Below are 14,220 nucleotides of genomic sequence, written 5' to 3'. Positions count from 1 at the left end.
AGCGCTTCGAGAACTGGAAGCTGCGGCGGGCTTTCGCACGACCGTATTTCTTGCGCTCGACCACCCGGCTGTCGCGGGTCAGGAAACCGGCCGCCTTCAGCGCCGCGCGCAGGCCGGGCTGGTGCAGTTGCAGCGCCTGGCTGATGCCGTGCTTGACCGCGCCGGCCTGGCCGGACAGGCCGCCGCCCTTCACCGTCGCCTGCACGTCATACTGACCGGCGACGCCGGCCACGTCGAAGGGCTGCTTCAGGATCATCTGCAGCACCGGACGGGCGAAGTAGTCGTTGATGTCCTTGCCGTTCACGGTGACCTTGCCCGAACCGGGCTTTACCCAGACGCGGGCGACCGCATCCTTGCGCTTGCCGGTCGCATAGGCGCGGCCCAGCGAATCGCGCTGCGGCTCGCGCGTGGGGGCGGGCTCGGCCACGGCCAGATCGCCGTCCGAGACGGCCGACTTCAGATCGTCGAGGGTCTTGATGTCTTCAGCCATGATCAGGCACTCCGGGTGTTCTTGGCGTTCAGGACCTTGACGTCCAGAACCTCGGGTTGCTGCGCCTCGTGCGGGTGCTCGGTCCCGGCATAGACGCGCAGATGGGTCATCTGCTGCTTGCCCAGCTTGTTGCGGCTGATCATGCGCTCGACGGCCTTGGTCACGACACGCTCGGGATGGGCGCCTTCCAGGATCTGGCGCGCGGTGCGGTGCTTGATGCCGCCCGGATGGCCGGTATGCCAGAAATATTTCTTGTCGTCGCGCTTGTTGCCGGTCATCTGCACCTTGTCGGCATTGATGACGATCACGTTGTCGCCCATGTCCATGTGCGGGGTGAAGGTCGGCTTGTGCTTGCCACGCAGGCGGGTGGCGATGATCGAGGCGAGACGGCCCAGAACGACGCCCTCGGCGTCGATCAGGATCCACTTCTTCTCGATCTCCGCCGGTTTAGCGGTATAGGTCTTCATCTTGGATCGCCCCTTGCGGGTTGTGGAATTCGGATGCGGGCTTGTCCGCGATTCGCGCCAGGAAATCAAGATCCCCTCGCGACGTTTATCGACGCGATATCAATGGCTTGCGATATAGGTATCAAAATACCTCAACAAGGCCGCCTGAAAACCGGGCCGAAAATGACAAGACCGCCTCATCGGGCGCCCCTCGCGGTTGGGCCTCAGCGCCGTGGCGGGATCGAATAGGTCATCGAACAGCGCGCGACCGGCGCGCTGTCGCCGTCCGAAAAGATCAGCGCCTCGGCCACGGCCAGAACGCGACCCAGTTTCAGCACCCGCGCCTCGGCCAGCAGGTCGCGATCGCAAAGCGGCTTGCGCATGAAATCGACCGAGGCATTGGTCGTGACCGCCAGCGCCACCGGCCCGATCCGCGACAGGATCGCGCAATAGATGGCCAGATCGGCCAGCGCAAAGATCGAGGGACCGCTGATCGTGCCTCCGGGGCGCAGGTGGCTGTCATCCACGCGCAGCCGCGTGACCAGAATCGCCGTCTCGACCCGTTCGACACGGAACGTGCCTGCCACCTGCGGAAAGTCCCGCGCCAGAAACGCGTTCAGCGCCGCCGCATCCATCGCCAGATCCATGCTTTCCCCCTGCCCCGTCCGGGCCTAGGCTTTCGCCAAAAGCAGGAGAGATCAAGATGCCCGACCTCGTGAAACGGCAGGACAGCGGCCATGTCGCGCGGCTGACCCTGAACGACCCGGCCAATGTCAACGCCCTCTCGCTCGAGATGATCGAGACGCTGATCGCGGCCTTCCGCGACATCCAGGCCGATGGGCGGATCCGCGCGGTGATCGTCGCGGCCGAGGGCAAGGCGTTCTCGGCCGGTCACGATCTGCGCCAGATGCAGCAGGCGCGGGCCGATGATGATGCCGGCCGCGCCGCCTATGAACGGCTTTTCGCGCGTTGCGCCGCCCTGATGCAGATGATCCCGGCCCTGCCCCAGCCGGTCATTGCCCAGGTCCAGGGCGTCGCCACCGCCGCCGGCTGCCAGCTTGTCGCCTCCTGCGATCTCGCGATCGCGGCGCAGGGGGCGCGTTTCGGCGTCAATGGCGTGAATATCGGCCTGTTCTGTTCCACGCCGATGGTGGCGCTTTGCCGTGCGGTGCCGCCCAGGGCCGCCTTCGAGATGCTGACCACGGGTGCGTTCATCACCGCCGAGCGCGCGCGGGATCTGGGCCTGGTGAACCGGGTGGTTCCGCCCGAGGCGCTGGCCGAGACCGCCGATGACATGGCCCGGACCATCGCCGCGAAACTGCCCGCCGCCGTGCGGATGGGCAAACGTGCCTTCCACGAACAGCTTCGCCTCGGGCTGGACGCGGCCTATGACAGCGCCGGCGCCACGATGTGCGCGAACATGATGCTGCCCGAAACCGACGAGGGCATCACGGCTTTCCTGGAAAAGCGGCCGCCGGACTGGGCCTGATCCGCGCCGAAACAGGCCCCCGAACGCGCGGCCCTGGCAGGCTGTGCACGCCCTGTGCACAGCCTGTGTCGCCCCGGTGCACGGGCTGTGCGGCCAAAAACCCTGCAATTGCAGGGTCTTTCCGCCCGGGCCGCAAGACGGCTGTTGCGCGCACCGCATCTGCAACGCCCGCCGCCATCGCGCGGATCGTCGGGGCTGTGTCAGCGCGCCGTCAGTGCCTGGACCAGCGCGGTGAAATGCTCGCCGCGTTTCTCGAAATTCGGATATTGGTCAAAGCTGGCCGCCGCGGGCGCCAGCAGCACCGTTTCGCCGGGCTGAGCCTCGGCCGCCGCACGGGCCACCGCCTGCTCCATCGTCTCGGCGATCTCGCAAGGGGTCTGGCCGATCTCCAGCGCGAAGTCGCGGGCCGAATGACCGATCAGATAGGCTTTCGCGACCCGGTCCAGATGCGGCACCAACCCCGCGATTCCGCCGTCCTTGCCCAGCCCGCCCGCGATCCAGCGGATTTTATCGAAGGCTTGCAAGGCTTTGGCGGCGGCATCGACATTGGTGGCCTTGGAATCGTTGACGAAACGCACCCCGCCGATTTCCGCGACCAGCTGGCTGCGATGCGGCAGGCCGGCGAAGCTGTTCAGGGCCGCCTCGATATCGCGCGGCGCCAGCCCCACCGCGCGGCAGGCGGCATAGGCCGCGCAGGCATTCTGATGATTATGCGCGCCAGGCAGCCCCTTGATCGCCCGCAGGTCGATCGAGCCTGCCTGACGCCCCTTGCGGTATTCCGCCAGAAAGCCCTTGCGCGCGAAGACAGACCAGGCGGCGCGGTCCAGCTTCTGCCCGGCCGAGATCCGGATCACCCGGTCATCGGCCGGGCCCACCTGCATCTGATCGGCCAGATAAAGTCCCTCGATCTCGTCCACGCCGATCACCGCACGATCCGGCCCGCCTTCCGCAAACAGCCGCCGCTTGGCCGCGAAATAGCCGCCCGGACCGCCGTGACGGTCCAGATGATCGGGCGACAGGTTGGTGAAAACCGCGATATCCGGGGTCAGCGCGCGGGCCAGGTCGGTCTGATAGCTGGACAATTCCAGCACCACCACCTCGCCATCCGTCGCCGGCGCCAGAGACAGGACGCCGGTGCCGATATTGCCGCCCATCTGGGTCGGCCGGCCGCATTCTTGCAAGATATGGTGAATCAGCGCGGTGGTGGTGGACTTGCCGTTCGATCCGGTCACCGCGATCACGCGCGGCGCCCGGTCGAACCCGTCCCAGTCGGCGGTGGCAAAGCTGCGAAAGAACAGCCCGATATCGTTGTCGACCGGCACCCCAAGGGCATAGGCCCGCGCGATTGCCGGATGCGGTTTGGGATACAGATGCGGAATCCCGGGCGAGGTGATCAGGGCGGTGACGCCGGACCATGCGTCATCGCGTGCCAGATCGATGATGCGCAGCCCCTCGGCCTCGGCCGCCGCGCGGGTATCGGCCCCGTCGTCCCAGGCGATGACCTGCGCGCCGCCAGCGACAAGCGCCGTCGCCGTGGCCCTGCCCGACCGGCCGAGGCCGAGGATCGCGATCGTCTGGTTTTCGACACCCTGTACCGGGATCATCCGTCACACCTGAAGTTCAAGCCGGGGGCTGTCTGCCCCCGGACCCCCGAGGATATTTGCACCAAGGCAAAGCCTAGCGCAATTTCAGCGTCGCCAGCCCGATCAGCGCAAGGACCAGCGCGATGATCCAGAAGCGGATCACGATCTGCGGTTCCTTCCAGCCCAGCTTTTCGAAATGGTGGTGAATCGGGGCCATCAGGAAGACGCGCTTGCCGGTGCGCTTGAAGTAGAGCACCTGGATGATGACGCTGAGCGCCTCGACCACGAAAAGGCCGCCGACGACGGCCAGCACGATCTCGTGCTTGGTCACCACCGCGATGGCGCCAAGCGCGCCGCCAAGGGCGAGACTGCCGGTATCGCCCATGAAGACCGCCGCCGGAGGCGCGTTATACCACAGAAAGCCCAGGCCTCCGCCGATCAGGGCGGCGACGAAGATCAGGATCTCGCCCGACCCCGGCACGTGGTAGACGCCCAGATATTCGGTAAAGTCGGCCCGGCCGACCGTATAGGCGATGACGCCCAGCGTGCCGGCGGCGATCATCACCGGCATGATTGCCAGTCCGTCCAGACCGTCGGTCAGGTTCACTGCATTGGCCGCGCCCACGATGACCAGCATGCCGAAGGGGATGAAAAACACGCCCAGATTGATCAGCGTGTCCTTGAAGACCGGCAGCGCCAATTGTCCGCTCAGACCTGCCGGATGCAGCCACATCGCCCAGGCCGAGGCGACGAAGGCAAGCGCCAGCCCGAGCGCGATCCGTACCCGTCCCGGCACGCCCTTGGTGTTCATCTTGCTGATCTTGGAATAATCGTCGGCGAAACCGATCACCGCGTAGCCCGCCGTCACCGTCAGCACGATCCAGACATAGCCGTTGTCCAGCCGCGCCCATAGCAGCGTGGACACGAACAGCGCCGACAGGATCAGCAGCCCGCCCATCGTCGGCGTCCCCGCCTTGATCAGATGGGTCTCGGGGCCATCGTCGCGAATCGGCTGGCCCTTCTTCTGGGTGCGGCGCAGGTAGTTGATCAGCGGCGGCCCGAAGATGAAACCGAAGATAAGCGCGGTAAAGAAAGCCGCGCCGGCGCGAAAGGTGATGTAGCGGAAAAGGTTGAAGAGGTCGCCGCCCTCGGACAGGCTGCTCAGCCAGTAGAGCATCGGGTCATCCCTTCATCTTGTTGCGCAGCGCCTCGACCACGGCCGAAATCCTGGAGGATTTCGACCCCTTGACCAGCACCACATCGCCCGGCGCGACCAGATCGTCCACCCGCGCGGCCAGTTCTGCGGCGCTTTCGGTCCAGATGCCCTGCCTGGCACCGGACAGTGCCTCGTGCAGATGCCGCATCCGGGGGCCGGCGCAATGGACCAGATCGATCGCCTGCATCGCCGGGTCGACGGCCACAGCGCGATGCAGCGCCACCTCGTCGTTGCCCAGTTCCAGCATGTCGCCCAGAATCGCGATCCGACGGCGGCCCGGAAGGCCGGCCAGCATCGCCAGGCCGGCCGCCAGCGAGGCCGGATTGGCATTGAAGGCATCGTCGATGAGTTCGAACCCGCACAGTTGTTCGACCGCGCCGCGGCCCTTCGGCGTCTGCCAGTCCGACAGATGCGCGGCGGCGTCATGCAGTTCGGCCCCGGCCGCCGCCAGGGCGGCCAGAACGCCGACCGCGTTCAGCGCGAAATGAGTTCCGGTCGTGTTCAGCGTGAAATCGACCGTCTCGCCCGAAATCCGGGCGCGGCACCGCAGGCGCCCGTTGACCGGTTCGGCCCCGACCAGCCGCGCCATCGCCTTGTGTCCGAAGCCCACGACGATCGCGCCCGCCGCATCCGCGCAGGCGCGCAGGATTGGCGTCACCTCCAGATCCTCGGGGATGATCGCGGTTCCCGCATTCTGCAATCCCTCGAAGATCGCGCCCTTCTCGCGGGCGATCCCCTCGATCGCGCCGAAGGCCTCCAGATGCGCCGCCGCGACGGTGGTGATCAGCGCCACATGCGGACGGGCCAGTCGCGACAGCGGCGCGATCTCGCCGGGATGGTTCATGCCGATCTCGAGGATGGCGAAATCCGTGGTGGGAGGCATCCGTGCCAGCGTCAGCGGCACCCCCCAGTGGTTGTTGTAGCTGGCCTCGGCCGCGTGGATGCGCCCCTGCCCGCTCAGGGCTGCCCGCGCCATCTCCTTGGTCGAGGTCTTGCCGACCGAGCCGGTGATCGCAACCACCTTGCCGACCATCCGCGCCCGGCCGGCCCGGCCCAGATCCCCGAGGCCGCGCAGAACGTCGGGCACGACCAGCAGCGGCGCCCCGGCGGCGACGCCTTCGGGAATACGGCTGACCATGGCGGCTGCCGCACCCTGTTGCAGCGCGCGCTGCACGAATTCATGGCCGTCGCGCGTATCCTTCAGCGCGATGAACAGATCCCCGGGCGCCATATTGCGCGTGTCGATGGACACGCCCGAAGCAGTCCAATTCCCCTGCGCTCGCCCTCCGGTGGCGGCGGCGGCGTCCTGCGCGTTCCAAAGGCTCATATGCGGCCATCCAGCGCGGCGACCGCGACCGAGGCCTGTTCGGCATCGTCGAACGGATAGACATCCTGCCCGACGATCTGGCCGGTCTCGTGTCCCTTGCCCGCGATCAGCAAGGCATCGCCCGGTTGCAAGGCATCGACGCCGCGCAGGATCGCCTCGGCCCGGTCGGCGACCTCGGTCGCCTCGGGGCCCGCACCCTGCAGGATGGCATGGCGGATGGCGGCGGGATCCTCGGTCCGCGGATTGTCATCCGTCACGATGACCACGTCGGCATGGTCTCGGGCAGCCTCACCCATCAGTGGGCGCTTGGCGCGGTCGCGGTCGCCGCCGGCGCCGATGACAACAACGATCCGGCCCATCACATGCGGGCGCAGCGATTGCAGGGCCGCGATCACCGCGCCGGGCTTGTGGGCGTAATCGACAAAGACCGCGGCACCGTTCTCGCGCTGCGCCACGAGTTGCATTCGACCGCGTACGGTGCGCAGATCGGGCAGAACGCGCATGATATCCCCGGCCGCATCGCCCGAGGCCATGGCCAGCGCCATCGCCGCCAACACGTTTTCCGCCTGAAAACCGCCGATCAGCGGCAGGCGCACCATCTGCGGCTGCCCCATGACCGAAAAGCGCAGATCCTGCCCGGTCGCGTTAAAACGCTGCCCCAGAATTCGCAGCATCGCGTCCTCGCCCGTGCCGATGCTGGTCAGGGCCAGGCCACGATCCGTTGCGATTTCGGCCATCTGGCGGCCGCGCTGGCTATCGACATTGACGACAGCAGCTTCGCCTTCTTCCAGAATATGATTGAACAGCAATGCCTTGGCGGCGAAATAGTCGTCAAAGCTGGCATGGTAATCCAGATGATCCTGGCTGAAATTGGTGAATGCGCCCGCCTCGATTCGCACACCGTCCAGACGCCGCTGGTCCAGTCCGTGGCTGGATGCCTCCATCGCCGCATGGCTCACGCCGGCCTGGGCGGCCTCGGACAGGATGCGGTGCAGGGTCAGCGGATCGGGCGTCGTGTGCTTCAACGCAGCCTCGAAATCGCCCTGAACGCCCATCGTGCCAAGGCTGATCGCACTGTGGCCCAGCGACTGCCAGATCTGGCGGGTGAAACTGGCGACCGAGGTCTTGCCGGATGTGCCGGTGACGGCCACCACATGACGCGGCTGCGTCTCGAACCACAGGGCCGCGGCTCCGGCAAGGGCCGCGCGCGGATCCTGGGCGATGATCAGCGCGCCATCCCAATCGGCCAGCGCCCCGGCCGCGATGTCCGCCCCGGCGCGGTCGGTCAGCACCGCCGCCGCCTCCATGCGCAGGGCGTAGCGAATGAATTCCGCCCCATGCATCGCCGATCCCGGCAGGGCGGCGAACAGATGGCCCGGCCTGACCGTCCGGCTATCCAGCGAAAGTCCGGTGATCGCGGGATCCAGCCCATCCCTGGCCCGCAGGCCCAGTTGCGCCAGCGTCTTTCTGCCCTGCCCCACGATCTCACCCGTCATTTGTTCGCGACGAGCTTTATCCCATCGTCCGCAGCCGATTCAACACGCGGCTGGTAGCGGGCGGCAAAGACCGGCAGCTTTTCTTCGGTCCTGGGTTCCAGCCCCAGCAGCGGTCCCAGACGCCGAACCAGTTCTGCCGCCACCGGCACCGCGGTCGTTCCCGCGGTGCGGCTTTCGCCGCCGTAATTGGTGGTGATCGAGGGCTCGTCAAGCGTCACGACCAACACGTATTGCGGATCGCTGGTTGGAAAGATCGAAGCGAAGCTCGAGACCACCTTGTTTTTATAATAGCCGCCCGATGGACGCGGCTTGTCGGCGGTGCCGGTCTTGCCGCCGATCTCGTATCCCTCGACCTCGGCCCGGGTGGCGGTGCCGCGCACGACCACCTGACGCAGCATGGCGACGGCCTGTTGCGCGGCGCGGGTGGACAGCAGCCGTTCGCCCTCGGGGCGCTTGCGACCGCGGATCAGGGTCGGCGTGACCTTGATTCCGTCATTGCCGATCGTTGCATAGGCCGAGGCCAGATGCAGCGGACTGACGGCAATGCCTTGGCCATAGGCGACGGTCGCCGCCGTCACTGGCGGCCAGCGCGACGGCACCAGCGGCAGACCGGTTGGCGCTTCGACCAGTTCTATCGGCGACGGCTCGAACAGGCCAAGCCGTTTCAGAAATTCCCGCTGCCGATCCGGTCCCAGAAGCTGTGCGATCCGGATCGTGCCCACGTTCGAGGACTTCACGATGACACTCGTCACGCTGAGTTGCGGGCCATAATCGTCGAAATCGTTGATCCGATATTTCCCGAACCTCATCGGGGTGGTCGTATTGATGATCGAATTCGGGTTCACCAGCTTCAGATCCAGCGCCTGCGCGACCGGAAAGATCTTGAAGGTCGAGCCCAGCTCGTATTGCCCCTGAACGGCGCGATTGAACAGCGGGCTGTCCGACGGATCACCCTTCAGCAGCGGCCGTGGCCTGTTATTCGGGTCGAAATCGGGCAGGCTGGCCATGGCGACGATCTCGCCGGTCTTGACCTCCATCAGGATCGCGGCGGCGCCCTTGGCGCTCATCAGTTTCATCCCCGAGGCCAGAACCTCCTCCAGCGCCGTCTGCACGGTCAGGTCGATGGACAATTCCAGTGGCGCGCCCTCGTTCGATGGATCGCGCAGCCAGCCGTCGAACGCCTTCTCGACGCCCGCCACGCCCAGCACCTCGGCGCTGCTGACGCCCTCCTTGCCAAATCGCGATCCTCCCAGGATATGGCTGGCAATGTTTCCGTTGGGATAGATCCGCATCTCGCGCGGGCCGAACAGCAGTCCCGGTTCGCCCAGATCATGGACCGCCTGCATCTGTTCGGGACTGATCTTGCGCTTGATCCACAGGAATTTGCGTTTGCCGGTGAAATCCTTGGTCAATCGCGCAAGATCCAGATCGGGAAAGACCTTCGTCAGCCCCTGGGCCGCGCGGATCGGGTCGATCATGTCCTGCGGACGGGCATAAAGCGAATAGGTCAGCAGATTGGTGGCCAGAACCCGCCCGCGCCGATCGACGATGTCCGCACGCTGCGACATGATCTGCGAGGACATGACCTCGGCCCGTGGCTCGCTGGGCTGGCTGTTGGCCAGCGCCGCCATGCGCGCGCCGACGGTGCCAAAGGCCAGCACGAAACAGCCGGCCAGAAGGACCAGCCGTCCCTCGGCCCGCCTGCGGGCCTTGTCCTGGATCGCCTCGTGACGGCGGCGACGGTTCTCGGCCTCGATCTCGTCCGGGTTCTCGCCCCGCTCGCGGGCGCGAAGGATCCGGGCCAAAGGGCGCAGGGGGGTTCGGATCATGGCTTTTGCTCCTCGGAGGCGGGATCGACGTTCGGTTCTTCGACAGGCGCGGCGGGCTTGGGATAGTCGACATGACCCAATTCCACGACCTGCCCCATTTCCTGAGGCACCAGCAGCAGGCGCTCGAAATTCAGATCGACCAGCTGACGCAGCCTTTCGGGGCGATTCTGATAGGCCCATTCGGCGCGCAGGACGCCCAGATCCTCGCGCAGCCCGGCAATCTCGCGCCGGATTTTCCCCATATCGTCGATCGCGGCCTGGGTGCGATAGTTTTCGCGGTAGGCCCAGAAGGCCAGGGCCATGACGGTCAGCACGCAGGCAAGATAGGTCAGCGACCGCATCAGGCACCGCCTTTCGCGGGAAGTCGCGGCATCGCAAGCGCCCCTGCCCCGATCTCGCCCGCGGGCGCCTCGGTGCGGATGGCAACGCGCAACAGCGCCGAACGTGCGCGCGGATTGACCGCCATCTCGTCGGGGTCGGGTCCGATGGCGCGGCGGAACGGCAGCCGGAAGGCCGGAGGCGCCGTGTCGCTGACCGGCGCGTGTCGGCTGCCGCCGCCGGCGCTGTTCGACCGCGCCTGCATGAATCGCTTGACGATCCGGTCCTCCAGCGAATGAAAACTGACCACGGCCAGGTATCCTTCCGGTTTCAAAGCGCGCTCGGCCGCCGACAGGCCCTCGACCAGTTGCCGGAATTCGTCGTTCACCCAGATCCGGATCGCCTGAAAGCTTCGGGTGGCCGGGTGGCTCTGGCCCGGCTTGGCGCGCGGCAGGCAGGATGCGACGATTTCGGCCAGCTGCCCGGTGCGGCCAAGCGGACGCGAGGCGACGATGGCGCGCGCGATCCGGCGCGAGGCGCGCTCCTCGCCATAGTGGAACAGCACATCGGCGATCACGGCCTCGTCCGATTCGTTCAGAAGATCGGCGGCCGAGGGTCCGTCGCCGCCCATGCGCATGTCCAGCGGCCCGTCGCGCAGGAAGGAAAAACCGCGTTCGGGCTGATCCAGCTGCATCGAACTGACCCCGAGGTCCAGGACGACACCGTCCAGCGGCTCAGCGGCCAGGCGGTCCAGATCCGAAAAGGTGCCCTGAACCAGGCGCAGCCGGTCGCCGTATTGCCCGGCCCAGCCCTCGGCGATGCGAAAGACGGAAGGGTCGCGATCCACGCCGATCACCTCCTGCGCCCCGGCATCCAGCAGACCGCGCGCATAGCCGCCCGCGCCGAAGGTGCCGTCCAGCCACCGTCCGCCGACCGGCGCGACCGCCCGGATAAGTGGCTTCAGCAGGACCGGAACATGCGGCTGTCCCATCGGCTAGTCCTCCTCGCCGGTTTCCGACAGGAAGACGCGGGGATCGAATCCGCGGCCCTTCGAGGCGGCGAAATCCTCCAGTTCCTCGACATCCTTCGGCGGCGAATCGGGCAGATAGACCTTCATGTAGTCGCCATGCGAGGCGAAGGTGGTCTCGACCCCGTTGTCGAAACCCAGTTTCTCGCGCAGCTTCTGGGGCAGGACGAGGCGACCCTCTCGGTCGATCTCCAAATCCACCGACTGGCCGTTCATCAATTGCTCCAGCCAGCGGCGCTTGTTGCTGCCGCGGGTCAGTCTGTCGATCTGCTGGTCGATTTCTTCGATGGCTTCGATGGTGTAGAGTTCAAGCCAGTTCCACCAGTCCGGACCATAGACCGCGACCAGTTGGGTGCGGCCGGTATTGCTGGTGGCAAAGGAGGGGTCTCCGGCGTCGAACACCTTGCGAAAGCGCGCCGGGATGGACATCCGCCCCTTCCCGTCGATCCTGACGCTGTCGGTGCCTCTGAACTTGCGCGCCACCCGTGTCCCGCCTCACTGTCCGTCCGTGCCGTCCGCCCGACAGAGAAAGGGCGGATCGGGCTGCTGCCACTGCCCGATCCGCCGCCCTCGTTCCCATCGACTGGGCCCCTTTTCGGGGTTTCCCGCCCTGTCGCGCGCCACCTGGGGGAGGTGCTGCTCGCACGCGCGGACGGTCTTGTTTGGAAAACGGGTGCCTGTATGAAACCTGCTTCGCCTCGAGGGGTCTTGACGCCCCTTCACTGCCCGTCTTCGTGATCCTGTTGTGACATGGGAATTCATGGGAAGCAATGGAATTCTTCACCCCATGATTGCAGAAAATTGTCGACGGGACACAGCTATTCCAGCCTTTTGGCAAAGCCACGCTCCGATTCGCACTCCTTCTGGTAAGAAGCGGCGAAACCGGCACCATATCTAGCGATCGATGAGGTGTGGCGGAAAATCCCACATCAGGGCAAAAACCGCATCAAGCGGTTGCGCAAGGGCAGGATTGGCAGGGCCGATTCACGGAAAAGACCGCGGGAATCACGCCGAATCACGAATGCGGGAGGGGGAGATTCGGAGCGGTCCCATCCAGTCCCAGCCCCTTTCGCGGGGCGATCCCGGACATTCCCAGGGGCCGCCCTTTCAGGCTGTTCCGGCCTGAACCAGCCGGTCGGCCAGCCGGGCATAGGCATCAGAGACCGCACCCTCGCCCAATGCGATGGGCCGGCCCGAATCGCTCGCCAGACGAACCTCCAGTTCCAGCGGAATCTCTCCCAGAAAGGGCAGGCCCAGCATCTCGGCCTCGCGGGCCACGCCGCCATGGCCGAAAAGATGCGCCTCGTGGCCGCAATTGGGACAGATATAGGTGGACATGTTCTCGATCAGGCCCAGGATCGGCGCCTTGAGCTTGTTGAACATGTCGATGGCGCGACGCGCATCCAGCAAGGCCACGTCCTGCGGCGTCGAGACGATGATCGCCCCGCTGACCGAGGCTTTCTGACACAGGCTCAACTGCACGTCGCCTGTGCCGGGCGGCAGGTCGATCAGCAGCACGTCCAGTTCGCCCCAGTTCACCTGTTGCAACATCTGCTGCATCGCGCCCATCAGCATCGGGCCGCGCCAGACGACCGCCTCGCCCTCGCGCAGCATCAGGCCGATGGACATCACCGTGACCCCATGCGCGCGCAAGGGCTCGATCCGTTGCCCATCGGGGCTGGCGGGCCGGCCTGACACGCCCATCATGCGCGGCTGCGAGGGCCCATAGATGTCGGCATCCAGCAACCCGACCTTGCGGCCCGCGCGCGCCAGGGCCACGGCCAGATTGGCCGAGACCGTCGATTTGCCGACACCGCCCTTGCCCGATCCGATGGCGACGATGTGCTTGACGCCCGCGATCGGCTGCGGCCCCGCCTGTGCGGTGGGGTGGCGTCCGACCTGCAAGGATGGCGGCGCGTCCTGTCCGCCGCCGGAACTGCGTGCCGGCTGCCCTTTCGACGCCGCGGCGGTCATCACGATCTGCGCCTTCGCGACGCCATCCAACGCCTCCAGCCGCCGGCGCGCCTCGGCCTCGACCGGGGCCAGCGCCCGTGCGGCCTCGGCATCCGCCACCTCGAGGACGAATCTCACGGTATCGCGCTCGACAGCAAAGGCGCGGATCAGGTCCGCCTGGCCCAGCGTGCGGCCGTCTGGAAGGGCTATGTCAGCGATTGCCGCTAGGGCAACTTCGCGATCTGTCGGCATGGCGAAAGGCTCTTGCTCTGGGTTTTCCGGGACCATGAAGCATCGCCGACACCGGGGCAAGCACCCCCGCGACAATCTGTCCGCAGAACCTGCAACCCACCAAGGAATGGACCTTTTTGCCGATGCAGCGTTATCGCAAACGTCAACTTGAGATCGAATTTTCTGCTTCTTCATGGCGTTAATAATCATGAATAAATTGGCCGAGCCTTGCGGTCGCTGCATGGCAGCATTTGAAAACCGTCCATTGTGCATCCGCAGCATAGGGGCCATCTTTGGGTCATCGAAAGCACCGGACCATCCGGGTCGGGTGCAAGCCGCGAGAGATGTGAAAGGAAAATATCATGGCTGTTATCGCTCAGGCTCAGAACGTTGCCGAAACCGGCCTGCGGACCCGCCTGCTGAATGCGGTTCAGCGGATGCAGGAAAACCGCGCCCGTCGCGCCGTCTATCGGCAGACCGTTCGCGAACTGAACGCCCTGACGGCGCGTGACCTCGACGACCTCGGGATCAACCGGTCGATGATCACCCGCCTGGCCCACGAAGCGGCCTGGGGCGAAGCGAAGTAAGGAATTCGAACTCCCGGCCCTCTCCTCCTCCCTGGGTCGGGATCAGCGGCGACCTCCTCTCCTCCTCCCCGGAGGTCGCCGCCAAAGAACATAGCCACGTCGATCGTGGCGACCGCACACGGCAGCCCATTCCTCCTCCCACGGCTGCCGTCCGCGGCGAAGGCCCGCTCCTCCCTGGCCCGCGCCGCACCCCATAGCCGCCTTGTTCTGCGGCAAACCGATGCGACG

At 66.1% G+C, this 14,220-nt stretch carries 14 protein-coding genes; 2 read left to right on the top strand and 12 right to left on the bottom strand.

What is annotated here, in order from left to right; translation table 11 throughout:
* The 3 genes from rpsI to B4A72_RS05880 form a co-directional block, all read right to left on the bottom strand.
* On the bottom strand, window positions 1-490 hold a 490-nt coding region (rpsI, locus tag B4A72_RS05890; RefSeq protein WP_292978222.1), incomplete at its 3' end, for a 30S ribosomal protein S9.
* Between the two features lie 2 nt (window positions 491-492).
* Window positions 493-957, bottom strand: coding sequence for a 50S ribosomal protein L13 (gene rplM / locus B4A72_RS05885; RefSeq protein WP_292978221.1), 465 nt, complete (start codon window positions 955-957; stop codon window positions 493-495).
* 203 nt (window positions 958-1,160) lie between these two features.
* Window positions 1,161-1,583: a PaaI family thioesterase gene (locus B4A72_RS05880; RefSeq protein WP_292953966.1), complete on the bottom strand. Its 423-nt coding sequence runs from the start codon at window positions 1,581-1,583 to the stop codon at window positions 1,161-1,163.
* 56 nt (window positions 1,584-1,639) lie between these two features.
* Between B4A72_RS05880 and B4A72_RS05875 the strand changes: the two genes are divergently transcribed.
* Window positions 1,640-2,425, top strand: coding sequence for an enoyl-CoA hydratase (locus tag B4A72_RS05875; protein WP_292953968.1), 786 nt, complete (start codon window positions 1,640-1,642; stop codon window positions 2,423-2,425).
* A 200-nt stretch (window positions 2,426-2,625) separates the two neighbouring features.
* Here B4A72_RS05875 and murD read toward each other — a convergent pair whose 3' ends face one another.
* The 9 genes from murD to B4A72_RS05830 form a co-directional block, all read right to left on the bottom strand.
* Window positions 2,626-4,029, bottom strand: a complete 1,404-nt coding sequence (gene murD / locus B4A72_RS05870; RefSeq protein WP_292978220.1) for a UDP-N-acetylmuramoyl-L-alanine--D-glutamate ligase — start codon at window positions 4,027-4,029, stop codon at window positions 2,626-2,628.
* Between the two features lie 73 nt (window positions 4,030-4,102).
* Window positions 4,103-5,185 carry a phospho-N-acetylmuramoyl-pentapeptide-transferase gene (mraY, locus tag B4A72_RS05865; protein WP_292953972.1) on the bottom strand — a complete coding sequence of 361 codons (1,083 nt, stop codon included), beginning with the start codon at window positions 5,183-5,185 and terminating at the stop codon, window positions 4,103-4,105.
* Between the two features lie 4 nt (window positions 5,186-5,189).
* The gene (locus tag B4A72_RS05860; RefSeq protein ID WP_292953974.1) at window positions 5,190-6,551 is read right to left on the bottom strand and encodes a UDP-N-acetylmuramoyl-tripeptide--D-alanyl-D-alanine ligase; all 1,362 of its coding nucleotides are present in this window, start codon (window positions 6,549-6,551) and stop codon (window positions 5,190-5,192) included.
* A complete protein-coding gene (locus B4A72_RS05855) occupies window positions 6,548-8,047 on the bottom strand; it encodes a UDP-N-acetylmuramoyl-L-alanyl-D-glutamate--2,6-diaminopimelate ligase (protein WP_292953976.1) in 1,500 nt (499 codons plus the stop codon). The genes B4A72_RS05860 and B4A72_RS05855 overlap by 4 nt, the downstream gene beginning before the upstream one ends.
* On the bottom strand, window positions 8,044-9,876 hold the full coding sequence (locus B4A72_RS05850; RefSeq protein WP_292953978.1) for a peptidoglycan D,D-transpeptidase FtsI family protein: 1,833 nt from the start codon (window positions 9,874-9,876) through the stop codon (window positions 8,044-8,046). Before B4A72_RS05850 ends, B4A72_RS05855 begins: the two co-directional genes overlap by 4 nt.
* Window positions 9,873-10,217, bottom strand: a complete 345-nt coding sequence (ftsL, locus tag B4A72_RS05845) for a cell division protein FtsL (RefSeq protein ID WP_292953980.1) — start codon at window positions 10,215-10,217, stop codon at window positions 9,873-9,875. Before ftsL ends, B4A72_RS05850 begins: the two co-directional genes overlap by 4 nt.
* A complete protein-coding gene (gene rsmH, locus B4A72_RS05840; protein ID WP_292953982.1) occupies window positions 10,217-11,185 on the bottom strand; it encodes a 16S rRNA (cytosine(1402)-N(4))-methyltransferase RsmH in 969 nt (322 codons plus the stop codon). The genes ftsL and rsmH overlap by 1 nt, the downstream gene beginning before the upstream one ends.
* A 3-nt stretch (window positions 11,186-11,188) precedes the next feature.
* Complete coding sequence (locus B4A72_RS05835) at window positions 11,189-11,704, bottom strand: division/cell wall cluster transcriptional repressor MraZ (RefSeq protein WP_292953983.1); 516 nt, start codon at window positions 11,702-11,704, stop codon at window positions 11,189-11,191.
* Window positions 11,705-12,328: 624 nt separating this feature from the next.
* Window positions 12,329-13,426: an Mrp/NBP35 family ATP-binding protein gene (locus B4A72_RS05830; protein ID WP_292978219.1), complete on the bottom strand. Its 1,098-nt coding sequence runs from the start codon at window positions 13,424-13,426 to the stop codon at window positions 12,329-12,331.
* Window positions 13,427-13,767: 341 nt separating this feature from the next.
* Here B4A72_RS05830 and B4A72_RS05825 point away from each other — a divergent pair, with 341 nt between their 5' ends.
* Window positions 13,768-13,992 (top strand): DUF1127 domain-containing protein, encoded by a 225-nt coding sequence (locus B4A72_RS05825; protein ID WP_292953993.1) that lies wholly within the window; start codon window positions 13,768-13,770, stop codon window positions 13,990-13,992.
* The last annotated feature ends 228 nt before the right edge of the window (window positions 13,993-14,220 follow it).

The organism is Paracoccus sp. UBA5162 (assembly GCF_002413585.1).
In the GTDB taxonomy this organism is placed as follows: domain Bacteria; phylum Pseudomonadota; class Alphaproteobacteria; order Rhodobacterales; family Rhodobacteraceae; genus Paracoccus.
Note: the sequence above shows the minus strand (reverse complement) of the source record. Positions and strands in the feature narration are given on the sequence as shown.